Genomic DNA, 24,031 nt, shown 5'->3' on the forward strand with positions numbered 1-24,031 from the left:
GCCCCCTAGGCGGTCAGGGCCAGCCGGGCGCCGAGGCCGATCATCATCGCGGCGACGAGGCCGTCCAGGACCCGCCACGACGAGGGGCGGGCGAGCACCCCGCTCAACAGCCGGGCGCCGAAGCCGAGTACGGCGAACCAGCAGACGCTGGCGAGGACCGCGCCCAGCCCGAAGGTCCAGCGCAGCGGGCCGCGGTCGGCGGCGACGGAGCCGAGCAGGAACACCGTGTCGAGGTAGACGTGCGGGTTGAGCCAGGTCATCGCGAGGCAGGCGAGCACCGCCCCTCGCCTCGCCCCTGACGGCGCGTCCCGCACATGCAGGGCGGAGGGGCGGAAGGCCCGGCGCGCGGCCAGGACGCCGTAGCCGATCAGGAACACGCCGCCCAGCAGGGAGACCACGGTCAGGGCGGACGGCCAGGCCACGACGACGGCACCGACCCCGGCGACGCCGAGGGTGATGAGGACGGCGTCGGACAGGGCGCAGATGACGACCACCGCGAGGACGGCCTCCCGGCGCACTCCCTGCCGCAGGACCAGGGCGTTCTGGGCGCCGATGGCGACGATGAGGGAGAGGCCGGTACCGAACCCGGCGGCCGCGGTGGTCAGAGCGTTGGTCATGCCCCAGACGCTAGGGAGGCCTTACATGCATGTACAGCTAATGATTCTTACGTATCATTAGCTTTCGTGATGTCGGAGCTTCCTCTTGATCAGGTGCGAACCCTGCTGGCCGTCGTCGACGAAGGCACCTTCGACGCGGCGGCCGACGTCCTCCATGTGACGCCGTCGGCGGTCAGCCAGCGGGTGAAGGCCCTGGAGCAGCGCACGGGGCGGGTGCTGCTGATGCGGACGAAGCCGGTGCGGCCCACCGAGTCCGGCGAGGTCCTGGTGCGCTTCGCCCGCCAGCTGGCCCGGCTGGAGCAGGACGCGCAGTCGGCCCTCGGGATGTCGGGCCCCGGCGAGCCGACGCGGCTGACGGTCGCGGTGAACTCCGATTCGCTGGCGACCTGGTTCCTGCCCGCCCTCGGCCGCGTACCGGAGGAGCTGGGCATCTGTTACGAACTGCGCCGGGAGGACCAGGACCATACGGCGGCGCTGCTCCGCGAGGGGCTGGTGATGGCGGCGGTGACCTCGTCGCCCGAGGCGGTGACCGGGTGTTCGGTGCGGAGTCTGGGCCGGATGCGCTATCTGCCGGTGGCGACCGCCGAGTTCGCCGGGCGGTGGCTCGGGCTGGGGGCGGGGACCCCGTTGCGCGAACTGATCGCGGACGCGCCGGTGGTGGACTTCGACCGGCGCGACGACCTCCAGGACTCCTTCGTCCGCGCGCTCGGGTGCGGTCGCCGGGCGGGCTCCCGGCGCCACTTCGTGCCCACGTCGGAGGGGTTCGTGGACGCGGTGGTGGCGGGGATGGGGTGGGGCATGCTGCCCGAGGTCCAGGCGCGCCCGCTGCTGGACGCCGGCCGGCTGGTCGCCCTCGCCCCGGACCGTCATGTCGACGTCCCCCTCTACTGGCAGCAGTGGAAGCTGGACTCACCGGCCCTCGCGACCGTGGCCGAGGCGGTGGTGGCGGAGGCCGCCGAGGCACTCGACGGGGCCCCTTAGGATGACGGGGCTCTCCCCCAGGCCAGGGCTCCCGGCTCCGTACGGGCAGTGCCCGGGGGCCATCCCGAGAGACCCGGAGGCGTCTCCTTGCGCGTGCTGCTGGTGGAGGACGACGACGACCTGCGGGCGGTGGTCGCGGCGGGGCTGCGCGAGGCGGGGTTCGCCGTGGACGGGGTGGACGACTGGCCGGAGGCGGACGTGATGCTGCACGTCACCGCGTACGACTGTGTGGTCCTGGACCGGATGCTGCCCTCCGGGGACTCCCTCGCGCGGCTGGAGAGCAGGCGCCGGGCGGGCTGGTCGGTGCCCGTGCTCTGCCTCACCGCCCTGGACGCCCTGCACGAGAGGCTGCACGGGCTGGAGAGCGGGGCGGACGACTACCTGGCGAAGCCGTTCGCGATGCGCGAGCTGGTCCTGCGGGTGCGCAGCCTGACCCGGCGGGCGGCCGAGCGGCTGCCCGCCTTCCTGAGCTGCGCCGACGTGGTGATGGACCTGGCGCGGCGCGAGGTGCGGCGGGGCGGGGTGCTGCTGTCGCTGAGCCCGAAGGAGTACGCCGTGCTCCAGCAGCTCCTGGTCCACCGGGACAGCGTCGTCACGCGTACGGCGCTGCTGGAGCACTGCTGGGACGAGATGGCCGACCCGGTCTCCAACGTGGTGGACGCCGTCATCGCCGGCGTACGGCGCAAGCTCGGCGCCCCCGGTCTCGTGCACACCGTGCGCGGCCAGGGGTTCCTGATGGGCGCGGCATGACCCGGAGAACAGGCCACGGCTCCGCGCGGCGCGGCTCCCCCGCCCGGAGTCGGCTGCGCCGGCTCCAACTGCGCCTGACCGTCGCGTACACGCTGATCACCGTCGTCGGGCTGAGCTGTCTGTCCTGGCTGGTGATCCGGACCGACGACCGGTCCCGGGAGGCCGCCGAGTACGACGAGATGCGCCGCCGGGCCTCCGTCGCCGCCTCGCTCGTCTACTACGAGGACGACCGCATCCGCCTCGACGGCCTGGCCGACGACGAGGCGACCGCGGGCACGCCCCAGATCCTGGTGCTGGAGGACCGGCCCGGTGGCGGTCCGGCCGTGGTGTTCCGGGGCAGCGCCCAGCAGTTCGACGTGCCGGATGCGGCGCTCGCGCGGGCGGCGCGTTCGGCGATGCGCGGCGAGGAGACGGTGCGGGAGGAGGCGCACGACCGCAAGGGCGGGGCCGTCCGGCTGCTGGCCGTGCCCTTCTACCACGACGCGACCGACGAGGTGGCGGGCGCGGCCGTCGCGGTCGGGGACCCGGCCTACGGGTCGGCCGAGCACCGCAGCCTGGTCCTCTCCCTCGTCGTCGGGTGCGCCGTCCTCACGGCCCTTGCCGCGCTCACCGGCCATGTGCTCTCCGGGCGGTCCATGCGGCCGGCCTGGCAGGCGCTGGAGCAGCAGGAGCGGCTGCTGGCCGACGCGGCGCACGAGCTGCGGACCCCGGTGGCGGTGATGCGCGGCTCGGTGGAGATGGCCGAGCAGGGTTCGGGCGAGCCGGCGGACCATCTGCCGAGGATCCGCCGGGCTGCGGACCGGATGGGGCATGTGGTGGAGAACCTGCTGACCCGGGGGCGGTTGGAGGCCGCCGTGGAGTCGGTACGGGCCGAGCCGCTGCGGCTGGACCAGCTCGTGGAGGAGGTGTGCGCCGAACTGCCGGAGGGCGGGCACCGGCTGGAGCTGCGGCTGGAGGAGTCGGTGGTGGAGGCCGACGCGGCACTGGTGCGGGTGGCGGTGCGGAACCTGCTGGAGAACGCCGTACGCCACGGTCGTACGCCTGGAGAGGCAGGCGGAGAGCCGAGTGGGGAGCCCGGGGAGCGGGGCGGGGAGCCGGGCGGGGCCGAGTTGCTCGTGGCCGTGCGTGGGCCGGAGGTCTCGGTCGCCGACCGGGGGCCTGGGGTGGAGCCCGGGCGGCTGCCGGAGCTGATGGAGCGCTTCCGTTCGCCGGGCGGCGGTACGGGCATCGGGCTCTCGCTGGTGCACCGGGTGGCCCTCGCCCACCGGGGCGGCCTGACCGTGCACGCCCGGACCGGCGGCGGCGCGGAGTTCGTGCTGCGGCTCGCGCCCGCCCGGTCGCGGCGGAGGCGGGCAGGCAGAGGTCCGGAGAACTGACGCTCACGATTCGCTCATGATCGGCCGTCCATGATGCTGGGGCAGGTACGAAGACCACGCACAGGAGCCCCCATGCCCCAGCACTCCGCCACCCCGTTCCTCCGTCGCCGCTCCACCCTCGCGGCCCTGGCCGGCGGGGTCGCCGTGACGGCCGGCGCCGGGGTCCTGCTGTCCGGCGCCTTCGCGGCCGAACCCGCGCCCAAGGTCGTACTCCCCCAGGCCAACGCCACGTTCGACTACCAGATCGGCGGGGCCTACACCCCTCCCACCGGGGTCAAGGCGCTCTCGCGCGACCGGGGCGCCAAGCCCGTACGCGGTCTGTACAACGTCTGTTACGTCAACGCCTTCCAGACCCAGCCGGACGCGATGGACTGGTGGCAGAAGCAGAACCCGGACCTGCTGCTGCGCGACGGCAGCGGCAGGCCGGTCAACGACGAGGCCTGGGGCGAGGCGCTTCTCGACACCTCGACCGCCGCCAAGCGGACCCGGCTCGCGAAGATCGTCGGCGGCTGGATCGACGGCTGCGCGAAGTCCGGGTTCCAGGCGGTGGAGCCGGACAACCTCGACTCGTACGAGCGCTCCGGGGGCAGGCTCACGCGGGCGCACAACGCCGCGTTCGCCAAGCTGCTGGCCACGCGGGCGCACGCGGCGGGGCTGGCGATCGGCCAGAAGAACACCACCGACCTGCTGGACCGGCGCGAGAACATCGGCTTCGACTTCGCGGTCGCCGAGGAGTGCGGCCGCTACGGCGAGTGCGCCGACTACGCCGCCGCGTACGGCAACAGGGTCTTCGTCATCGAGTACACGGCCCGCGACTTCACCAAGGCCTGTTCCGCCGTGGGCTCGAAGCTCTCGGTGGTCCACCGGGACCTCGACGTGCGGCCGGCGGGGCGGAAGGGGTACGTCTTCCGCACCTGCTGATCCGCCCCGGCACCCGTCACCCGGGGGGCGAGGGTGACCGGCGGGAGCTGAGGGTGAAGAGGGCGCCGTGGGGGTCGCCGATCATCGTCTCGGGTCCGTCGTCCGGGGAGACGGTCGGCGGGGAGACCTCGCCGCCCGCCGCCCGTGCGGCCTCGGTGGCCGCCGTCAGGTCCTCGACCTGGAAGCGGACGTGCCACTGGGGGCGCAGCCGGGGGTCGGGGGACGCCCCGTCGCCACCGCCGCGCAGGGTGGCCACGGTGTGGCCGCCCTGGCGGACGACCACGGTGTCCTGCTGGTACACATAGCCGACCTCGCAGCCGCCGGGGTCGTGGGGGTCCCAGCCGAAGACCTCGGAGTAGAAGATCGCGGCGTCGAAGGCGTGGCTCGTGCGCAGTTCGAGGGAGGCGGGTGCGCTGCCCCGGCCGATGGACCAGGGCGGGGTGCGGCCCTCCCAGAAGCCGAACCCGGCTCCTTCGCGGTCGGCGGCGAGCGCTCCTCTGCCGGGGCCGAGCCGGAGCGGGCCGACGGCGATGGTGCCGCCGCGTTCCCGTACGCGGGCGGCGGTGGCGTCCACATCGGCGACGGCGAAGTACGGGGTCCAGGTGGTGGCGGTGGGCAGGCCGGGGCTGATCCGGCCGATCCCGGCGACGGGCAGGCCGTCGGCGTGGGCGACGGTGAAGCCCTCGCCCAGGGTCCCGGAGCGGAAGGTCCATCCGAGGACGGCCGTGTAGAAGTCCTGTGCGGCGCGCAGGTCCCGGGTCATGAGACTGACCCAGCAGGGAACGCCGTGCACAGGGCTGGTCCGCTCTGCCTCCGTCATCGCCGATCCGTCTCCTCGCCGGAACAACATGCCCTACATACCTACGCCGCCCGGGTTGGCGGCGCCACCCGGGCGCGGGCCCCCGACCGCCGTGGCTTTCACCGTACGGCGAGCTCCGCCGCCGGTTCGCCCAGGTGCCGGGCGGCCGTGCGCCAGGCGGTGGTGACGGCTTCGCGGGCGATGGCGGTCGCGGCCTCGACGCCCGGGGGCAGGTGCAGCGGCGAACCGAGGTGGACGTGGAGGCGGGGGCGGCGGGCCGGGGTGGTGAGGAACCCGGCGATCTGCTTGGCGCCCGACCCGGAGGTCACCCGGCGTGCGCCGGCCTGCCCGAGGGGGACGACGGGCGCGCCCGACACGTGGGCCAGGCGGGCGAGGCCGCTGCGGAAGTTCTCCGGCGGCGCCTCGGCGGCGTCCCTGCGCAGCGGCAGCCGGCCCTCCCCGTAGATGAGGACGTGGCGCCCCGCCCCGAGCGCGGCGGCGGCCGTGCCGAGGGCGCCGGCCGCCCGGTGGGTGTTGCGGTGTACGGGGACGTGACCGCCGCGCTCCAGGAGCCGGCCGAGGACCGGGATGCGCCAGAGCCCGGCGGTGGCCAGGACGACCGGTTCGACGTCGAGGCGCAGCAGCGCGGCGAGGACGACGCCGGGGTCGGCGAGGGAGGTGTGGTTGGCGACGATGATGGAGCCGGGCGCCGGGGCGCTGCCGTGGTCGGAGGTGACCGTGAGGCGGCCGAGGCAGGGGATGACGGCGGCTGCGACGTTGCTGAGCACGGTTCTCCTGTGGTCCTGGTCGGTGAGGTGACCTTCGCGGTCGCGTTCATCGTCGCGGCGGCGCGGGCCTCGGACCTGAGTCCGGATACTCAGCCGGGGGTGGGTGTGGTGCTCGGCCGTCCGCCGTGCCCTCCCTTGTCCGGCGGAAAAACGCGCGCAGGGCGTACAGCCCCGGCGGCAGACTGCGGGTGACGCCTCCCCGCCCCGGTCCGGAGCCGTTCCCCGAGGAGTTGCCCGTATGAACCCCGCCCCCTCCCCCGCCTTCGATGTCCCCGACGCGCTGGTCGCGTCGTACGGTGCGCCCGGTGGCGCCCCGGGCCGGGCGTGGGTGGCCGCACTGCCCCGGCTGGCCACGGATCTCCTGGGCCGCTGGGAGCTTTGGAGGGACGGGCCGGTCGCCCATGGCATGGCCGGGCTGGTGCTGCCGGTGGTCCGCGCGGACGGCACCCGCGCCGTACTCAAGCTCCAGCCTCCGAGTGAGGGGAACTCCGCGGAGGCTCGCCGACATCGCCGCCGCGATGGTGGCGCGGGCGCCCGAGGCGCTGGTGCTGCTGCGTGATCCGGTGGAGCGGGAACTCGTACGCACGTGTGCGGCCGTCGTGGCCGAGCCGGCCGGCGAGGCGGGTGACCGGCTGCTCCACTGGGATCTGCACGACGGCAACGTCCTGGCCGGTGAGCGCGAGCCGTGGCCGGCGATCGATCCCGAGCCACTGGCCGGGGACCCGGGGTTCGAGCTGTGGCCCGCCCTGGACATCCGCCGGGAGAAGGTGGTGGCGGGCGGGGTGACGGGCCCGGTCCTGTACCGGTTCGACCAGCTCACGGAGGCGCTCGGCCTGGACCGGCGGCGGGCCGCGGGCTGGACGCTCGGCCGGGTGCTGGAGAACGCCCTCTGGGACATCGAGGACGGGAAGGCCGCGCTGGAGCCCTCCCAGGTCGCTCTCGCCACGACCCTGTTGGAACACCGGTCCGGATGATCCGGCGCGGGGTGCGGTCGCGGCGGCCCGCATCCCGGCCCCGGACGCCGTCGCGGTGTCCGGGGCCGGGTTCTTCGTACGGGGGTCAGACCGCCAGCCACACCGCCGTGTCCTTCGGCAGCCGGCCGTCCTCGTCCAGGGGGTTGCTGGCCAGGAGTACGCCGGTGTGCGCCGGGAGTTCGGCGGGGGTGTCGGCCAGGTTGACCACGCAGATGAGGGTGGCGCCGCGGGCGAACGTCAGGACGTCCCGCTCCTCGCTCAGCCAGCGCAGCTGACCGGTGTGCAGCTCGGGCAGGGCGCGCCGCTGGCGTAGCGCCTCGCGGTAGAGGGTCAGCATGGAGGCGGGGTCGGTGGCCTGGAGGTCGGCGGCGCGGGACGACCAGTCGGCCGGGAGCGGCAGCCAGGGTTCCACCGTCGAACCGAAGCCCGCGTACGGTTCGTCCGCCGCCCAGGGCAGCGGGGTGCGGCAGCCGTCGCGGCCGGGTGCCCGGCCCTGGGAGCGGAAGTACATCGGGTCCTGGATGCGGTCCAGCGGTACGTCGGCCTCCGGCAGGCCCAGCTCCTCGCCCTGGTAGAGGTAGACGGAGCCGGGTAGGGCGAGGGAGAGCAGGGCGGCGGCGCGGGCGCGGCGGGTGCCGAGTTCGGGGTCGCTGGGGACGCCGAACGCCTTGCTGGTGAAGGCGAAGCTGGTGTCCTCGCGGCCGTAGCGGGTGACGGTGCGGGTGATGTCGTGGTTGCAGAGGACCCAGGTGGCGGGGGCGCCGACCGGGGCGTGTTCGGCGAGGGTCTCGTCGATGGACCGGCGCAGCCGCTCGCCGTCCCAGGGGCAGCTGAGGAAGTTGAAGTTGAAGGCGGTGTGCAGTTCGTCGGGGCGCAGGTAGCGGGCGAAGCGTTCGGAGTCGGGGAGCCAGACCTCGCCGACGAAGATGCCGCCGAACTCGTCGGCGATGGCCCGCCAGCTCCGATAGATGTCGTGGAGCTCGTCCCGGTCGACGTACGGGTGGGGCCCCGGGTGTCCGGCGACGTCCGGCAGGGCGGGGTCCTTGGCGACGAGGGCGGCGGAGTCGATGCGGACCCCGGCGACGCCCCGTTCGAACCAGAAGCGCAGGACGTCCTCGTGCTCCTGGCGTACGGCGGGGTGGGCCCAGTTGAGGTCGGGCTGTTCGGTGGCGAAGAGGTGGAGGTACCACTCGCCGTCCGCGACCCGGGTCCAGGGCACTCCCCCGAACTCGCTCTCCCAGTCGTTGGGCGGCAGTTCACCGTGCTCGCCGCGGCCGGGGCGGAAGTGGAAGAGTTCCCGCTCCGGGCTGCCGGGGCCCGCCGCCAACGCGGCCTGGAACCAGACGTGCTGGTCGGAGACGTGGTTGGGCACGATGTCGATGATGGTGCGGATACCCGCCTGCCGGGCCTCGGCGATGAGCTTCTCGGCCTCGGCGAGCGTGCCGAAGGCCGGGTCGATGACCCGGTAGTCCGCGACGTCGTAGCCGCCGTCCGCCATCGGCGAGAGGTACCAGGGCGTGAACCACAGTGCGTCGACGCCGAGTTCGGCCAGGTAGGGCAGCCGGGACCGCACGCCCGTCAGATCGCCGGTGCCGTCGCCGTCGCCGTCGGCGAAGCTGCGGACGTAGACCTGGTAAATGACGGCCGAGCGCCACCAGTCGTCGGCGGCAAGCTGGCTGCCTTCCATAAGGCGGGTTCCTTTCGGACGGGCGCGGTCGCCGGCGGGGTGTGCCGGTCCGCGCAACAAGGAGGAGCTGGAGGTTCTGGCGCCGCCGCCCCGGAGCGGGGCGGGAAGGCCGGAAGCGGCGGCGGGTCCGGGGTGGGCGGCGTGTGCGGTCAGCCCTTGGTGCTGCCCGCGCTGATCCCGGCGATGATGTGCCGCTGGAAGACCAGGAACATCAGGACCATCGGGATGCTCGCGATGACCATGGCGCCGATCAGCACGGTCAGGGGCACGTTCTGGGAGAGCTGGACCAGGGCGACGCTGATCGGCTGTTTGTCGGTGTCGGAGAAGACCATCAGGGGCCAGAGGAAGTCCTGCCACACGGCGACGAGCGCGAAGATCGAGACGACACCGAGCACCGGGCGGGACAGGGGCAGCACGATGGACCGGAGCGTACGGAGCTTGCCCGCGCCGTCGATCTCGGCGGCTTCCAGGACGTCGCGCGGGATCTGGTCGAAGAACCGTTTGAGCAGGTAGAGGTTGAAGGCGTTGGCGACGGCCGGCAGCCAGATGGCCAGCGGGTCGTTGAGCAGGTTGACGTGGATCAGCGGCATGTCCGCGATGGTCAGGTACTTCGGTACGACGAGGGCCTGGACCGGGACCATCAGGGTGGCGAGGATGCCGCCGAGGATCACCTTGCCGAAGGCGGGCTTGAGCTTGGACAGGGCGTAGGCGGCGGCCGTGCAGAAGACGATCTGGAGCACCCACGCCCCCGTCGCCTGGACCACCGTGTTCCACAGGTGGGTCGGCAGCCGCATCAGGTCCCAGGCGTCGGTGTAGCCGGTCAGCTGCCACTGCTCGGGTACGAGGGTGGGCGGGGTGCGCACCACTTCCTCGGGCGGTTTCATCGCGCCCGTGACCATCCAGTAGACGGGGAAGAGGAACGCGAAGGCGAAGAGGACGACGACGAGGGCGAACACCGACCAGTACGTGACCTTGCCGCGCCGCCCGGCGAGCGCGAGCGGGGAGACGATGGTGCGTACGGACCGCTCGGCGGGGGCGTCCGCCGGCCGCTTCGTGAGGGCGGCGGGCTGCTGTACCGGGGGCGGAGCTGTCTGGGTCATGGTGGGCGGCCGCTCCTCTCAGTCGGTGCGGGTGAGTCGCAGATACAGGGCGGAGAAGGCGCTGAGCACCAGCAGGAGCATCACGCTGAGGGCGGACGCGCCGCCGAAGTCGTTGTAGAGGAAGGCGTACTTGTAGATCAGGTAGAGCACGGTGACGGTGGAGTTCTCCGGTCCGCCCCCGGTGATGACGAAGGGTTCGGTGAACACCTGCATCGTCGCGATGACCTGGAGCAGCATCAGCATGAGGATGATGAAACGGGTCTGCGGGATGGTGACGTGCCGGATGCGCTGCCGGACGGAGGCCCCGTCCAGCTCGGCCGCCTCGTACAGCTCGCCGGGGATGCCCTGGAGCGCGGCGAGGTAGATGAGGACGGTGCCGCCCATGTTGGCCCAGGTGGCGACGATGACGAGGGAGACGAGGGCGGTGTCGGCGCCGTTGGTCCAGTTCGACGTCGGCAGGTGGAGGAAGCCGAGCACCTCGTTGGCCAGGCCCGCGCCCGGATCGTAGAACCACTTCCACAGCAGGGCGCTGACCACCGGCGGGATCATCACCGGCAGGTAGACCACGACCCGGAAGAACGCCTTGGCGTGCCGGAGTTCGTTGAGGACCAGGGCCATGACGAACGGGATCGCGAAGCCGATGACCAGGGCCAGCACGGTGAAGGTGAGCGTGTTGCGCCAGGCCGCCGTGAACTCCGGGTCCTGGAAGACCCGGGTGAAGTTGGCCGTGCCCACCCACTGCGGGTCGGAGCCGGGCGTGTACTTCTGGAACGCGATGATCACCGACCGGATGGCCGGGTACCAGGAGAAGAGGATGAAGCAGAGCAGACCGCCGGTCAGGAACGCGTAGGCGGTGGCCTGGTCGGCGATCCTCCGGCGGAGCGGGCCCAGCGGCCCGCGGCCCGCCGGGCGGGCGCCCCCCGAGGGGGGCTCCGTGCCGGCGGGCCGCGTCACCGCGGGTGGAGCGGGCTGGGACGTGGTCTTCATGGATCAGCCCCGGGTCAGGATTCCGTCGATCTTGGACTGGGCGTCCTTGAGGAGCTGGTCGATGTCGGCGTCCTTCTTGGTGAGGACCGCGGAGACGGCGCCGTCGAGGACGGCGTAGATCTGCTGGCCGTGCTTGGGCTCCAGCTTCATGTCGAGGTTCTGGCCGCCGTCGATGAACGCCTGGTAGTTCTCCACCGGCACGTTGGCGGAGGCCTTCTTCAGCTCCTGGTCCTTGGCGTCGGTGGCGCCGGTGAACAGGCGCGGCTCGGGCAGACCGACCGGGGACTTGTCCTCGGCGGCGCGGGCGTAGTTGTTCATGTAGCCCTGGCCCGGGGTGAGGAAGGTCCACTCCAGCCACTTGAGCCCGGCCTTGATCTGGGCGGGGGTGGCCTTCTTGTTGAACATGTAGCCGTCGCCGCCCATGAGGGTGCCCTGGCCGCCGGGCATCGGGGCGAACGCGAGATCCTCGTACTTCCCGCCGGCCTCCTTGACGATGCGCGGCACGTTGTCGGGGGCGGCGAGGTACATGCCGAGCTTGCCGGAGCCCATCATCTGGAGGGTGTCGTTGATGATGAGGAGCTGCTTGCTGCCCATGGAGTTGTCGCGCCAGCGCATGTCCTTGAGGTTCTGTAGGACGGCCTTGCCCTCGGGGGTGTCGACCGTGGCCTTCTTGCCGTCCTCGCTGACGACCGAGCCGCCCTGGGAGTAGATGTGGGCGGTGAAGTGCCAGCCGCCCTGGTTCTGGGCGCTGTATTCGGCGAATCCGACGGTGCCGTTGCCCAGGCCCGCGATCTTCTTGGCGGCGGCCTGGACCTCGGGCCAGGTCGTCGGCGGCTTGGCCGGGTCGAGGCCGGCCTTGGTGAAGAGCGCCTTGCTGTAGAGCAGGCCCATGGAGTAGTTGGTGCGCGGGACGCCGTAGATCTTCCCGTCGACCGTGTACGCGTCACGCAGGGGCTGGGCTATGTCCTTGTACGTCTTCAGGTCCTTGACGTACTCGGTGATGTCGGCGGCCTGGTTGATGGAGACGACGCGCTCGGTGTCGGTGAAGTACGTGTAGAACACGTCCTCCATCTGACCGCCTGCCAGCTTCGCGTCGAACGTCTTGGGGTCCTGGCACGGGAAGGCGTCGTGCGCGGTGATGTCGATGTCCGGGTTCTGCTTCTCGAACGCCTTGACGTCCTCGTCGAACCGCTGGTGGTCGATCTTCGCACTCGGCTGGGGCCAGCAGTTGACCGTGATGCGCGTCTTGCCGTCCGCGGCGCTCTCGCCCTCGGAGTTGCAGGCGGCCAGGCCGGTGACGGCCAGTGCGGTCGCGACGGCGGCGGTGCAGGTACGACGAAGAACGGAACTTCTCATCGGTGGACCCCTTTAGGGCAGGAGTGCGGGAAGCCCACAGCCCCGAGCTGTGCGGCGGACCACACTCAACCACCGCCGACGAATGTCCGCAAGATGTCACGTTGATTTCGTAAATCATTGACAGCAGGTGCCCGCCGGATACAACAAGAGCCCGCAGAAGTGCGGGCAGGAGGCTGTACACGGAGGGGTGGATCCAGCCATTACGGGCACGTCGACTCCGCAACGCCTGCAAGCGGCGGCAGCCGGGGGCGGGCTGCGGGCAAGACGCGGGAAGCGCGGGGGAGGTGAGAGCCATCGACGGTTCGGGAGCGCTCTCCGCACTGACGTACGGGCCGCTCACCGGGGCGGCGCCGCATCCTTCGCGGTCGGCCGCCGGGTGGCCGCGGTGCACCGGTGCTCGCCGAGCACTCAGCCGGACCGCGGCCCCACCCACTCTCGCCGACGACGGTTCTTCAGTAAGCCGCCGCCTCGGATACGCAAGAATATGGCAATAGTTGCAAGACGTTTATCGCCTCGTGATGGACATGTCCACCCCTCGACGGTCTGCCGTGGGCGGTCCGTCCGGGGTGATCTGTCCCGGGTGGTCTGTCCCGGGTGGTCTTGTCCTGGCGTCGGGCGCCTGTCCTAGCGGTAGGCGGCGGACGACCGTGCGCCGCCGAAGTCGATCGCGCGGTCGGCGTCGCGCAGGACCTCCTCGGCCACGCGGCGTACCTCGGCGAGCACGTCTCCCTGCTCCTCCACGAGGCCGGCGTAGATCGGTGCTTCGATGCTGTCTGCGGAACTCATACGGATTTCCCCGTCAGGTCTGGTGCGAAAAGCCCCGCCGGTCGGCGGAGCGGGGGCGAGTGTACGTGGTGGGCGGCGGAGGCCGCGATTCCCGGTCCGGGGACCGAGACGTGCCCGGACCTGCCGGAACAGCTCCCGGGCCCCGGCCCGGCGGCTCCCGGCAGCGTCTCCCTCACCGTCCGCCGCGGCCCGCGCCGAGGTGGCGCACGGGGAAGCCCGCACGGGCGGCCAGCGCGGTCAGCTCCTCGGCGCGGGCCGCCCGCAGGCCCACCACCGGGTAGCAGTCGGACTCGATGTCGAGGACGGCCAGGGCGGCTCCGGTCTCCCGGTAGTGGCGGCCGCAGGCGTGCAGGAACGCCTCCGTCGGCAGGAGCAGCTCCTGGTCCTCGAGGAGCACCCACGGGTCCACGGAAGGCCGTGACTCCAGGCTGCGGAGCTGGGACCGGATCTCCTGCGCGTCCTCCTTCCAGTCGAACTCCGCGAGCAGCCCGCGGGCGTAGAGGGCGTCTATGAGCGCGATCCAGGCGAGGTTGTCCACCGGCTCGTCGATGCCCCGCTCGTCCAGCCGGTCCCCGAAGGCGCTCACGTAGTCATGCGGGCTGTCGTGGGCCCGCAGCACCTCCTCGGCGACGTCGGGGTGCGCGGGGGCGAGCAGCGAGGCGATCGCGGCGAGGGCCGCGCGGGCGTCGTCGGCGGCACCGTCAGGGGTGTGGGGTTCGGGCATGGAGGTGCTCTCCTTCTGCGGCCATGGCGCCGCCGGGCGGTCGGTCCGGTCGCACAGCGCTCGGCTCAGGCCGGCTCCGCCGTGCTCGGGGCTGTTTCGGGCGTGCTCAGGGCTGTTTCGGGCGCGGGGCGGGTGCTGCCCCCTGGGTGCGCCGTCGTCGGGCGCCGGGGAGGGGCCGGTGCCCCTCGGTCCACTCGTTCACCCAGCCGCAGCCCGAGCAGGCGTAGCGGCCGTCGAGTCCCGCGATCTGGGTGCCGCACCGGGCACATCCGATGAACGTGATCTCCGGGTGCTCCGTCATCGCCGGGTTCCCGTGGCTTCCGGGTCGGCGGCTTCCAGCAGGACGCGGGCGAGCTCGCGCGGCCGGGAGAACATCGGCCAGTGACCGGTCTCCATGGTGACCAGCTCCCACCGCTCGCTCTTGAGGAGCGCGGCCACGTCGGGGCCCGGCTCGGCTCCGTCGAGCAGGCACTTGACGTACGTCGCCGAAAGCTCGCCGAGAGGGCCTCGCAGGACGGCGGGTTCGGTGAGGGTGGCGCCCGGGTGCGGTGTGGCTCCCGCCACGATCAGGGCGGTCTCCTCGTCGCCGAGCTCCTGTCCCGCGCAGTCGGCAGCCGTCAGCACGGGCCAGAACCCGTCGTTCGCGGCGATCGCCGCCTCGACCTGCGCCCGGCCCTCCGGCCAGCCCGACACGAACGACTCGCCGTCGGCCGGAACGCTGGAGTCGACGAAGACCACGCGGGCCAGCCGGTCACCGATCCGCTGTGCCGCCTGGCCGACCGGAATGCCCGCATAGCTGTGGCCGACCAGGACGACATCCCGCAGATCGAGGCCCTCGATGTGGTCGACGATGTCGTCGACGTGGGTCTGCTGTCCGGCCTTCACGCCCTGCTTGTCGGCCAGGCCCGACAGCGTCAGCGGGTGCACCCCGTGCCCGGCTTCACGGAGGTCGGGCAGCACATCGCTCCACGCCCACGAGCCGAGCCAGGCACCTGCCACCAGTACGAAGTTCGTCATGGCAGCAACGTAACGCAGGGGTCTGACAGTGCCCCCTGGCCTCTTGGTCCGCCGGGCCGCGTTCGCTAGGTTCGCGCTACGCGGACACCTTGATCCGCAGGTCGAGATCCTGAGGAGAACACCTGTGCCTTCCTCCACCCCCTCCCCCGCCGTGGGCGTCATGCTGCCCCGCGACCTGCCCACGGAGCTGATCCTGCCGTTCGCGCGCCGGGCCGAGGAGCTGGGGTTCGCATCGGTGTGGGTGGTGGAGGATCTCGGGTTCCGCGGCGGGATCGCCCAGGCGGCCACGGTGCTCGCCTCCACCTCCCGGATCCGGGTGGGCATCGGGCTGCTGCCCGCCGGTGCCCGAAACGTGGCGTTCGCGGCGATGGAGGTCGCCTCCCTGGCCCAGCTCTTCCCCGGCCGGACCGACATCGGCGTGGGGCACGGGATGCCCGGCTGGATGCGGAGCGTGGGCCAGTGGCCCAGGAGCCCGCTCACCTTCCTCCACGAGTACGTCGACGCCCTGCGCGCACTGCTGCGGGGCGAGGGCCCGGAGGTGCGGGGGCGGTACGTGCACCTCGACGGCGTCCGGCTCGAACCCGGAGCGCTGCCCGACGTGGTGCCCGACATCCTGGCGGGTGTCCGGGGCCCCAAGTCCCTCGCGGTCTCCGGCGAGGTGGCGGACGGGACGATCCTCGCCGAGCCCGTCGCCCCCGAGTACGTACGGGCTGCCCTCGGGCAGATCGCGGCGACCCGCCCGCACCGGCTGGTCGCGTACAACATCGGCTCCGTCGGCCCCGATCCCGAGGCGGCCCTCGCCGCGGCGCGGCCCGGTCTGGAGTGGATCGGCGAGCCGGAGTGGCACGCCCACATCGCTCCGCTCCCGTTCGCCGGGGAGCTGGTGGAGCTGCGGGCGGCGTGCGCGACCCGGGAGGAGTTCGTACGCGAGCTGCCCGACGCCTGGGTCGCGCAGCTCGCGGTCACCGGAACGCCGGAGGCGGCCCGCGTCCGGCTGGACGGGCTGGGTGCGGCGGGCGTCTCCGATGCCGTCCTCACCCCGGTCGGGCCGGACCCGCTCGGAGGGTTGGAGTCGCTCGCCTCCGTGCTCTGACCCGACCTTTCATCTGTGTCAACTTCCGATCGAAGAGGAGACATTGTCAGCCGTTTTTGACTGCTTTTCGCTATGAACGGAGGCCGTGGCGCTCGGCGAGGCAGGATGGCCTCCGTGATGGGCAACCTCCCTGTCGTGTCGACCAGCTTCGTCGGTCGCGACAGCGAACTGGACAGCATCGACCGGGCACTTCGGGATCACCGGCTGGTCACTCTCAGCGGGAGCGGCGGCGTCGGCAAGAGCCGCCTGGCCCTGGAGACCGCCGGGCGCGTCCGGGACCGGTACGCGGACGGCGTGTGGTGGGCCGACCTCTCCCATCTCGACGACGACCAGCTGCTCACCACTACGGTCTGCGACGGCGTCGGGCTGCTGGACCACAGCCCTCGCCGGCCGGTGGCCGCGCTCTGCGAATGGCTCTCCGAGCGCCGGCTGCTGCTCGTCCTCGACTGCTGCGAGCGGGTCGTCGACTCCTGCCGTCAGCTCGTCACCGAACTGCTCGCCGCCGCACCGGGGCTGACGGTCCTGACCACGAGCAGGCAACCGCTCGGGGCGGAGGGCGAGCACGCCATGGAGGTGGCCCCGCTCTCGGCGGGCGAGGCCGGTGACGAGGCCGTCCGGCTCTTCCACGACCGCGCCGCCACCGTCGTCCCCGGCCTGACGTTCGACTCTCCCGGCGACAGCGCCGCCGTGGCCGAGATCTGCCGGCGCCTCGAAGGGATACCGCTCGCCGTCGAACTGGCCTGTGCCCAGCTCCGCGAGCGCAGTGCGCAGGAGATCACCGGGCGGCTGGCCTCCCGGCTGGACGCCCTCAGCGATGACACGCTCTGGCCCCGCCGCCACCGCGCCCTGCGCACCACGATCGGCTGGAGCCACGAGCTCTGCGCCCCGCTGGAGCGGCTGTTGTGGGCGCGACTCTCCGTCTTCCGGGGCGTCATCATGGCGGCCGACGCCGAAGCGGTCTGTGCGGGCGGGCCGTTGGGCGCCGAGGCGATCGGCCCCGCGCTGGAGAGCCTGGCCGAGCAGTCCGTGCTCCGGCGGACCGGGGACGGCTACCGGATGCTGGACACGCTGCGCGAGTACGGGGCGATGTGGCTCGCCGAACTGGCGGAGGACACGCTCTTCACCGACCGGCACGCCCGGCACTTCGCGCAGACGGCCGTGCAGGCGCACGCGGGCTGGCTGGGCCCCCGCCAGGTCGAGTGGTACGGCAGGGTCGCCGCCACCCACGCGGATCTCTGCGCGGCCCTGGAGCATCTGCTGGCCGAGGACCCCGAGCGGGCGATGGAGATGGCCGGGTGCGCCGGTCTCTTCTGGAGCTGCTGCGGCCACCTCCACCAGGCCCGGAACTATCTGGAGCGGGTGCTGGCCCTGCCCCTCTCGGCCGGTCCGCACCGCACCCGTGCACTCTGGGCCCTCGGTATCACGCTGACCCTCCAGGGGGACCATGAGGCGGCCCGCCGGGTCGGCAAGGAGTGCGAGGAGGCGGCCCGCCTCGGGCAGGACGCGGAGGGGGCCCTCTCGGCGGCCCACTCCATGAGCTTCACCTATCTGATGATGGGCCGTCCGCAGACCGCGCACCTGGTCAGCGACCATGCCCTGCGCCTCCACCCGGGGGACCCCGCCGACGCCCCCTCCCAGATGCGCTGCCGGGTGATACGCCTCTTCGCCCTGTCCGCGCTCGGCCGCCTGGACGAGGCGTACGAGGAGGCCACCCGGCTCCAGCGGATAAGCCTGCGCTTCGGTGAGCACTGGGCACGGGCGTACGCCGACCACCAGCTGGCCCTGATCCATCTGTTGCAGGGCCGCCCCCGCCACGCCGAGAGCCACGCCCGCGCGATGCTCGCGAGCAAGCACGAGCTCCACGACAGCCTGGGCATCGCCCTCGGCCTCGACCTGCTCGCCGGTGCCATCGCCGCCCAGGGGGACGGGGTCGCGGCGGCCCGCACCTCCGGCACCGGCCACACGTACTGGCGGATCATCGGCCACCCGCACCGGGGCACCCCCGAGCTGGGGGCGATCCGCGAGCAGTGGGAGCTCCAGGCACGGCAGGCGGCCGGGAACACGGCGTACGAACGGGCCTACCGCCGGGCCTCCGCCGATGACGCCGAGCGTGGTCTGGCGCATGCCCTGGAGCGGCAACTCCCCTCCTGACCGGGCGCGGTCCGGCTCACGCCCTGGGGCGACAGCGCCTCTCGTGGCCCGGCCTGGCCCATACCCCGGGGTCGTGACCGGGCGCGTCCGCCGTCACCCGCTCCGGACTTCCGCCCGCCGGAGCCGATCCCCCCGTACAACGATCATCAGCCGCCTCCAGCCCGGCGAGTGGCACTTCCCCGCCCCCGGAGAGACGGGCGGGTGGCGGTGATCGGCCGGATGGTCCACCTCGGGGCAGGCTCCGGCAGGCCGCCCGATGCTGGCTCGCGGCAGCCGGTGGCCAGGGGTGGGTGTCCGGCGGGGGCGCAACAAGGCCGGGCCCGCCCTCTTCGCGTACCGGACGCGGTGCGGAACCGTGTACGGCCACACCGGCAACTTCCCCGGCTACACCCAGCTGGCGGCCGCCACCAAGGACGGCAGGCGGTCGCTGACCGTCTCGCTCACCTCACAGGTCAACAGCATGACGCACCCCCGGCTGCTGGCCACCCTCCGCACTCTCCAGGAGGACTTCGTCTGCCGGCTGCTGGAACGGCAAGAGCCGCACACGGCATAGGGAGAAGGGGTACGCCGACTGCCCGGCGTACCCCTTCTCACGTATCGGTGACCCGTCCGGAGACGGTCAGTCGTTGTCGGTCTCCTCGCGGACGATGGTGTCGTTCTTGGCGTCCACGTCGAACGTGGTCTTCTTCCAGTCGGAGCCGACCACGTCGACCGACCAGATCACGCCGTTGCCGTCGTTGTCGTCCAGGCCGACGGAGGTGACGGTCCCCTTCTTCTTCTCGGTGGCGACCTTCGCCGCCTGCTCGGGCGTCTGCGTGGCCTGGGAGAGCCACTCGGCCGTCTGCTTCTTGTCCTCGTCGTCCTGGTCCGCGTCGACGCGGGCCTCGATCACCTTGCCGTCGACCGCGTTGATCCGGACGGTGTGGACCGTGCCGTCCTTCTCGGCGACCTCCGCGACCCAGACGGGGCCGTCGGCCCCGGGGCTCGCGCTCGGCGAACCGGTCGCGGTGGGGCTGCCGGTCGGGCTGGGGCTGCCCGTCGGACTGCCGGCCGGGCTGGGGCTCGCGTCGCGGTCGTCGTCGTCCACACCCTCCAGGTCCAGATCGACGAGCTTGCCGCCGGCCACTTCACCGACCGCGGTCGTCGCGGCGTCGTCGAAGGTGACCTTGGTGGCGTCCAGCACGGTCTTGCGTTCCTGCTGGTCCTCGGTCAGCTCCGCGGAGGGCGACGGGGACGCCGTCGTCTTCTGCGGGAGGACCTTCGCGGCTTCGGTGGCCGCGGACGTCGCACTGTCCGAGCTCTGACCACATGCCGTCAGCAGGAGAGCGGCGGCCGCCACGCAGGCGGCGGCGCCGGTCATCTTGAGGTTGCGGGAGCGTAGGGAAAGACGGTTGTTTCGTCGGGGCTCAAGTCTCATGTACGCATGCCTAACCCTCCCGGCGACCAGTCATGTTGTCCTACCGCTCGGAGTCACCCGATCGACCGGACACCTCCGCCCGTTGGCGGTCGCACACCCTCCTCTCCACCGCTCCCCAAGCGGGGTGCACCCGGGTGCGAAACAATGGGGGCGGGGCCGGATGCCGTCATGGCCCCGCCGGGAGGCCGTCATGGAGCACACGGAGCGTTACGAACTCATCTTCCAGATGTCCGGCGCCGAGGACGACGTGGTCGCCGTCCGGCTGACCGACCGGACCGGGGCGGGCGGATCTCCGGTGTACGAGGACGAGACCGGGATCGTCCGCGCCGAGATCAGCGACAGGGGCGAGGTAAGGATGCTCGCCAGTGGAGGCCACCAGGTCCCCGGCACCCCGCTGCTCGCCCGGCCGCTCGGCGAGGGTGCCACCGGGAAGCGCTGAGCGGGCGGACCGGCGGGGCGTACCGATGGACGACGGTACGCCCCGCCGACGTATGCGCCCAGGATCCCGCGCCCCCTTCCTGCCCCACGCCCACTCATGCCCACTTGTCGCCCGAATGTGTTTACTTTCCAGAACCCCGGACGTAACCTGAGCGCGAAACCACAGACTCGGGCATGAAACGGATACGAAACCACATGTACGCACCGGAGCGTCAGCAGGAGATCCTCCGCCTCGCCCAGGAGAGCGGCCGGGTCGACGTGCTCTCCCTGGCCGAGGAGTTCCAGGTGACGGCCGAGACCGTCCGGCGGGATCTCAAGGCGCTGGACCGGGCCGGACTGCTGCGCCGGGTGCACGGCGGTGCCATTCCGGTCGGGCGGCTGGACTTCGAGCCGGACCTCGCCGAGCGGGACGCCGTGGCCGCCGACGAGAAGGACCGCATCGCACAGGCGGCGCTCGCCGAGGTGCCTGCGGACGGCAACGTGATCATCGACGCCGGGACCACGACGGCCCGGCTCGCCGCGGCCCTCCCCATCGACTCGGCGCTGACCGTGGTGACCCACGCGCTGCCGGTCGCCGCCCGCCTCGCCGACCACCCGGGCATCGCCCTGTACCTGGTCGGCGGCCGGGTCCGGCACCGTACGCGGGCGGCGGTCGACGCCTGGGCGCTCGGCTCGTACGGCGAGATCAGCGCCGACGTCGTCTTCCTCGCCACCAACGGCTTCTCGCCCGACAGCGGCCTGACCACCCCCGACCTCGCCGAGGCGGCCGTGAAGCGGGCGGTGGTCAAGGCCGCCCGCCGGGTCGTCCTGCTCGCCGACTCGGGCAAGTTCGGCCAGCAGCACTTCGCCCGCTTCGGCGACCTCGCCGATGTGGACCTCCTCATCACCGACACGGGCCTGAGCCCCGACGACGCCCGCTCCATCGAGAGCCGGGGCACGGAAGTGGTACGCGCATGATCCTCACCGTCACCCCCAACCCCAGCCTGGACCGGACCTACGAGCTGCCGGACCTGGTCCGGGGCACCGTCCTGCGCGCCACGGCCGACCGTGTCGACCCGGGCGGCAAGGGCGTCAACGTCTCCCGCGCGGTCGCGGCGGCCGGCCACCGCACGGTCGCCGTCGCCCCGATGGGCGGGCCGGAGGGCGCGCTGCTCGCCCGTCTGCTCGGCGAGCACGGCATCGAGGCCGCCGGGGTGCCGGTCACCGGCAGCACCCGGATCAACGTCACGCTCGTCGAACCCGACGGCACCCTCACCAAGGTCAACGCGACCGGGCCCGAGCTCAGCGCCGCCGAGGCGGAGGACGTCCTGGAGGCGGTACGGACCCGTTCCGCGGCCGCCGACTGGATCGCGTGCTGCGGAAGCCTGCCGCGCGGGCTGCCGCCGCAGTGGTACGCCGAGCTGGTCGCGCGGAGCCACCGGGCCGGAGCGCGGATCGCGCTGGACACCTCCGGTGCGGCGCTCACGGCCGCACTGCGGGAGGGGCCCGATGTGATCAAGCCGAACGCCCAGGAGCTGGCCGAGGCCGTCGGGCGTCCGCTCGCCACGGTGGGCGACGCGCTGAAGGCCGCCGAGGAGCTGCGCGAGCGCGGCGCCCGGGCGGTGCTGGCGAGCCTGGGGGCCGACGGGCAGCTGCTGGTGGAGGAGGGCGGGGCGTACTTCGCGACCGCCCGCGTGACGACCGTACGCAGCAATGTCGGCGCCGGGGACGCCTCGCTCGCCGGGTTCCTGACGGCGGGCGGTCAGGGGCCGCAGGCGCTCGCCTCGGCCGTCGCCCACGGTGCGGCGGCGGTGCAGCTGGCGGGGAGCCTCATGCCCACCCCGGCCGACCTCGACCTGTCGGCGGTCACGTCGAGTGCCGTCGTACCCCTGGACCGTCCGCTGACGGAGCCCGCCCCATGACCGCCGCACTCCCCCACGAGCCCACTGCCTTCCCATCCCTCCGCGCCGCCGCACGGCGGTCCCCGAGCAAGGAGCACCGCGATGAGTGAGCTGATCACCGCGGAACTGGTCGACCTCGATCTGTCCGCCGCAACGAAGGACGCCGCCGCGAGGTCGCTCGCCGAGCGGATGGTGGCCGCGCACCGCGTCACCGACCTCGACGGCTTCCTGGCCGATGTCGCCGCCCGCGAGGCGCAGATGCCGACGGGCCTCGACGGCGGGATCGGCATCCCGCACTGCCGGAGCGAGCACGTCAGCGCCCCGACACTGGCCTTCGGGCGCAGTGCCCAGGGCATCGATTTCGGTGCGGCCGACGGTCCGGCGGACCTCATCTTCCTCATCGCCGCGCCCGCCGGGGCGGACGACGACCACCTGACGATCCTGTCGGGGCTGGCCCGCAGGCTGATGGACCCGGAGTTCACCGCCGCCCTGCGGGCCGGGACCGACCCGGGCGCGGTCGCCGCGCTGATCCGGGGCGAGGAGCCGGCTCCGGAGGCCGCACGGACGGACGCCGGGCCGGAGCCCGAAACCGCGGCGCCGATACAGGCAGCCGAGGCGACCGAGGACGCCCCCTTCCGGATCGTCGCCGTCACCTCCTGCCCCACCGGTATCGCGCACACCTACATGGCCGCCGAGTCCCTCACCGCCGCCGGCCGGGCCGAGGGTGTCGAGGTGACGGTGGAGACGCAGGGGTCGGCCGGGTTCAGCAAGCTGGACCCCGCCGTCATCGCCGCAGCCGACGCGGTCATCTGGGCGCACGACGTCGAGGTGCGGGAGAAGGGCCGCTTCCGGGGCAAGCCGCTCGTGGATGTCGGGGTGAAGGCGGGCATCAACCGGCCCGCCGAGCTGATCGCCGAGGCCCGCCGCAAGGCGGAGCGCGGTGAGATCGCCGCCGCAGGGCAGGGCGGGGACGGTCCGGAGGCCGGTGCGGAGAGCGGATCCGGCGCGGACAGTGCGCACTTCGGGGTCCGGTTGCGTACGTATCTGATGTCCGGCGTGAGCTACATGGTGCCGTTCGTCGCGGCGGGCGGTCTGCTGATCGCCCTGTCGTTCGCCATCGGCGGCTACGAGATCGCGGACGCCAAGTCGGTCGCCGACCACTTCGTGTGGGGGCAGATGGACAGCTGGGCCGCGCTGCTCAACCAGATCGGTTCGGCCGCCTTCGGCTTCCTGGTGCCGGTGCTGGCCGGGTACATCGCGTACGGGATGGCGGACCGTCCCGCGCTGGTGCCCGGCTTCGTCGGCGGTGCGATCGCGCTCACCGTGGACGCCGGGTTCCTCGGCGGTCTGGTCGCCGGTCTGCTGGCCGGTGCGGTGGTGATGGCCATCCAGCGGGTCCCGGTCCATGCGACGTTGCGCGGGATCATGCCGGTGCTGGTGATCCCGCTGATCGCGTCGGCGGTGGTCGGGTTCCTGATGTTCATCGTCGTCGGCAAGCCGATCGCCGCTCTGCAGAGCGCCCTCACGGACTGGCTCAACGGTCTCTCCGGCTCCAACGCGGTCATCCTCGGCGTCGTCCTCGGTCTGATGATGTGCTTCGACATGGGCGGTCCGCTGAACAAGGTGGCGTACGCCTTCGCGGTCGGCGGTCTCGCCGATCCGACCGACGGCAGCCTCAAGGTGATGGCGGCGGTCATGGCGGCCGGTATGGTCCCGCCGCTGGCGATGGCGCTGGCCACCACCGTACGGAAGAAGCTGTTCACCAAGACGGAGCGGGAGAACGGGCGGGCGGCCTGGGTGCTGGGCGCCTCGTTCATCACCGAGGGCGCGATTCCGTTCGCCGCCGCCGACCCGCTGCGGGTGATCCCTTCGGTGATGGCGGGCGGTGCGGTCACCGGTGCGCTGTCGATGGCCTTCGGGTGCACGCTGCGCGCTCCGCACGGCGGCATCTTCGTCGTCCCGCTGATCGGTGAACCGTTCCTGTACCTGCTGGCGATCGCCGCGGGCACCTTCGTGGCGACCGCGCTGGTCGTGCTGCTCAAGGGCGCCCGCCGGACGGCCGCGGTGCCGGGCGGAGAGGCGGAGACCGTGGCCGCCGACTCCCGGGTGGGTGCGACCGCCTGAGCTCGTCACGCTCGCGGAATGGGGCACAAGATCTCTGATCTTGTGCCCCATTCCGTGCTCCCGGC

The 24,031-nt window shown here is 72.6% G+C and carries 22 protein-coding genes and 2 pseudogenes; 12 read left to right on the forward strand and 12 right to left on the reverse strand.

Annotated elements, in window-relative coordinates:
- Positions 1 to 5: 5 nt before the first annotated feature.
- Positions 6 to 617 carry a LysE/ArgO family amino acid transporter gene (locus GTY67_RS00220; protein ID WP_093694465.1) on the reverse strand — a complete coding sequence of 204 codons (612 nt, stop codon included), beginning with the start codon at positions 615 to 617 and terminating at the stop codon, positions 6 to 8.
- A 66-nt stretch (positions 618 to 683) separates the two neighbouring features.
- Between GTY67_RS00220 and GTY67_RS00225 the strand changes: the two genes are divergently transcribed.
- The 4 genes from GTY67_RS00225 (at position 684) to GTY67_RS00240 (ending at position 4,645) form a co-directional block, all read left to right on the forward strand.
- Positions 684 to 1,598, forward strand: a complete 915-nt coding sequence (locus GTY67_RS00225; RefSeq protein ID WP_161277324.1) for a LysR family transcriptional regulator ArgP — start codon at positions 684 to 686, stop codon at positions 1,596 to 1,598.
- An 87-nt stretch (positions 1,599 to 1,685) separates the two neighbouring features.
- Positions 1,686 to 2,348, forward strand: a complete 663-nt coding sequence (locus tag GTY67_RS00230) for a response regulator transcription factor (RefSeq protein WP_161277325.1) — start codon at positions 1,686 to 1,688, stop codon at positions 2,346 to 2,348.
- Positions 2,345 to 3,724: a HAMP domain-containing sensor histidine kinase gene (locus GTY67_RS00235; RefSeq protein ID WP_161277326.1), complete on the forward strand. Its 1,380-nt coding sequence runs from the start codon at positions 2,345 to 2,347 to the stop codon at positions 3,722 to 3,724. Before GTY67_RS00230 ends, GTY67_RS00235 begins: the two co-directional genes overlap by 4 nt.
- 72 nt (positions 3,725 to 3,796) lie before the next feature.
- Positions 3,797 to 4,645, forward strand: a complete 849-nt coding sequence (locus GTY67_RS00240) for an endo alpha-1,4 polygalactosaminidase (protein ID WP_161277327.1) — start codon at positions 3,797 to 3,799, stop codon at positions 4,643 to 4,645.
- 16 nt (positions 4,646 to 4,661) lie between these two features.
- Here GTY67_RS00240 and GTY67_RS00245 read toward each other — a convergent pair whose 3' ends face one another.
- Positions 4,662 to 5,465, reverse strand: a complete 804-nt coding sequence (locus GTY67_RS00245) for a VOC family protein (protein WP_161277328.1) — start codon at positions 5,463 to 5,465, stop codon at positions 4,662 to 4,664.
- Between the two features lie 98 nt (positions 5,466 to 5,563).
- Complete coding sequence (locus tag GTY67_RS00250) at positions 5,564 to 6,232, reverse strand: lysophospholipid acyltransferase family protein (protein WP_161277329.1); 669 nt, start codon at positions 6,230 to 6,232, stop codon at positions 5,564 to 5,566.
- Between the two features lie 238 nt (positions 6,233 to 6,470).
- On the opposite strand from GTY67_RS00250, the pseudogene GTY67_RS00255 reads away from it, so the two are divergent.
- Positions 6,471 to 7,206 (forward strand): annotated as a pseudogene (locus GTY67_RS00255) (aminoglycoside phosphotransferase family protein).
- 85 nt (positions 7,207 to 7,291) lie between these two features.
- On the opposite strand, the gene GTY67_RS00260 reads toward GTY67_RS00255, so the two are convergent.
- The 8 genes from GTY67_RS00260 to GTY67_RS00290 form a co-directional block, all read right to left on the reverse strand.
- On the reverse strand, positions 7,292 to 8,893 hold the full coding sequence (locus GTY67_RS00260) for a glycoside hydrolase family 13 protein (RefSeq protein WP_161277330.1): 1,602 nt from the start codon (positions 8,891 to 8,893) through the stop codon (positions 7,292 to 7,294).
- Positions 8,894 to 9,042: 149 nt separating this feature from the next.
- Positions 9,043 to 9,993: a carbohydrate ABC transporter permease gene (locus GTY67_RS00265; protein WP_176727623.1), complete on the reverse strand. Its 951-nt coding sequence runs from the start codon at positions 9,991 to 9,993 to the stop codon at positions 9,043 to 9,045.
- An 18-nt stretch (positions 9,994 to 10,011) separates the two neighbouring features.
- A complete protein-coding gene (locus tag GTY67_RS00270; protein WP_161277331.1) occupies positions 10,012 to 10,980 on the reverse strand; it encodes a sugar ABC transporter permease in 969 nt (322 codons plus the stop codon).
- A gap of 3 nt (positions 10,981 to 10,983) precedes the next feature.
- Positions 10,984 to 12,336, reverse strand: a complete 1,353-nt coding sequence (locus tag GTY67_RS00275; RefSeq protein WP_161277332.1) for a sugar ABC transporter substrate-binding protein — start codon at positions 12,334 to 12,336, stop codon at positions 10,984 to 10,986.
- Positions 12,337 to 12,960: 624 nt separating this feature from the next.
- Positions 12,961 to 13,122: a hypothetical protein gene (locus tag GTY67_RS34400; RefSeq protein ID WP_176727622.1), complete on the reverse strand. Its 162-nt coding sequence runs from the start codon at positions 13,120 to 13,122 to the stop codon at positions 12,961 to 12,963.
- A gap of 172 nt (positions 13,123 to 13,294) precedes the next feature.
- The gene (locus GTY67_RS00280) at positions 13,295 to 13,846 is read right to left on the reverse strand and encodes a DUF6630 family protein (RefSeq protein ID WP_161277333.1); all 552 of its coding nucleotides are present in this window, start codon (positions 13,844 to 13,846) and stop codon (positions 13,295 to 13,297) included.
- Between the two features lie 106 nt (positions 13,847 to 13,952).
- Positions 13,953 to 14,147 carry a hypothetical protein gene (locus GTY67_RS00285; RefSeq protein ID WP_093694455.1) on the reverse strand — a complete coding sequence of 65 codons (195 nt, stop codon included), beginning with the start codon at positions 14,145 to 14,147 and terminating at the stop codon, positions 13,953 to 13,955.
- The gene (locus GTY67_RS00290) at positions 14,144 to 14,863 is read right to left on the reverse strand and encodes an alpha/beta hydrolase (RefSeq protein ID WP_161277334.1); all 720 of its coding nucleotides are present in this window, start codon (positions 14,861 to 14,863) and stop codon (positions 14,144 to 14,146) included. Before GTY67_RS00290 ends, GTY67_RS00285 begins: the two co-directional genes overlap by 4 nt.
- Before the next feature lie 124 nt (positions 14,864 to 14,987).
- Here GTY67_RS00290 and GTY67_RS00295 point away from each other — a divergent pair, with 124 nt between their 5' ends.
- From GTY67_RS00295 to GTY67_RS00305, 3 genes and pseudogenes are all read left to right on the forward strand, one after another.
- Positions 14,988 to 15,956 carry an LLM class flavin-dependent oxidoreductase gene (locus GTY67_RS00295; RefSeq protein WP_343238628.1) on the forward strand — a complete coding sequence of 323 codons (969 nt, stop codon included), beginning with the start codon at positions 14,988 to 14,990 and terminating at the stop codon, positions 15,954 to 15,956.
- 117 nt (positions 15,957 to 16,073) lie between these two features.
- Positions 16,074 to 18,107 (forward strand): NB-ARC domain-containing protein, encoded by a 2,034-nt coding sequence (locus tag GTY67_RS00300; RefSeq protein ID WP_161277335.1) that lies wholly within the window; start codon positions 16,074 to 16,076, stop codon positions 18,105 to 18,107.
- A gap of 301 nt (positions 18,108 to 18,408) precedes the next feature.
- Positions 18,409 to 18,660, forward strand: a pseudogene (locus tag GTY67_RS00305) (peptidase S12); the annotation flags it as partial.
- A gap of 66 nt (positions 18,661 to 18,726) precedes the next feature.
- On the opposite strand, the gene GTY67_RS00310 reads toward GTY67_RS00305, so the two are convergent.
- The gene (locus GTY67_RS00310; protein ID WP_202461273.1) at positions 18,727 to 19,467 is read right to left on the reverse strand and encodes a PepSY domain-containing protein; all 741 of its coding nucleotides are present in this window, start codon (positions 19,465 to 19,467) and stop codon (positions 18,727 to 18,729) included.
- 247 nt (positions 19,468 to 19,714) lie between these two features.
- Here GTY67_RS00310 and GTY67_RS00315 point away from each other — a divergent pair, with 247 nt between their 5' ends.
- The 4 genes from GTY67_RS00315 (at position 19,715) to GTY67_RS00330 (ending at position 23,966) form a co-directional block, all read left to right on the forward strand.
- Positions 19,715 to 19,963, forward strand: a complete 249-nt coding sequence (locus GTY67_RS00315; RefSeq protein ID WP_161277337.1) for a DUF6296 family protein — start codon at positions 19,715 to 19,717, stop codon at positions 19,961 to 19,963.
- 194 nt (positions 19,964 to 20,157) lie between these two features.
- Positions 20,158 to 20,919 carry a DeoR/GlpR family DNA-binding transcription regulator gene (locus GTY67_RS00320; protein ID WP_161279908.1) on the forward strand — a complete coding sequence of 254 codons (762 nt, stop codon included), beginning with the start codon at positions 20,158 to 20,160 and terminating at the stop codon, positions 20,917 to 20,919.
- Positions 20,916 to 21,863, forward strand: a complete 948-nt coding sequence (gene pfkB / locus GTY67_RS00325) for a 1-phosphofructokinase (RefSeq protein WP_093694450.1) — start codon at positions 20,916 to 20,918, stop codon at positions 21,861 to 21,863. The genes GTY67_RS00320 and pfkB overlap by 4 nt, the downstream gene beginning before the upstream one ends.
- Positions 21,864 to 21,944: 81 nt before the next feature.
- The gene (locus GTY67_RS00330) at positions 21,945 to 23,966 is read left to right on the forward strand and encodes a fructose-specific PTS transporter subunit EIIC (protein WP_161277338.1); all 2,022 of its coding nucleotides are present in this window, start codon (positions 21,945 to 21,947) and stop codon (positions 23,964 to 23,966) included.
- Positions 23,967 to 24,031 lie beyond the last annotated feature (65 nt).

This window comes from Streptomyces sp. SID8374, assembly GCF_009865135.1.
Classification (GTDB): domain Bacteria; phylum Actinomycetota; class Actinomycetes; order Streptomycetales; family Streptomycetaceae; genus Streptomyces.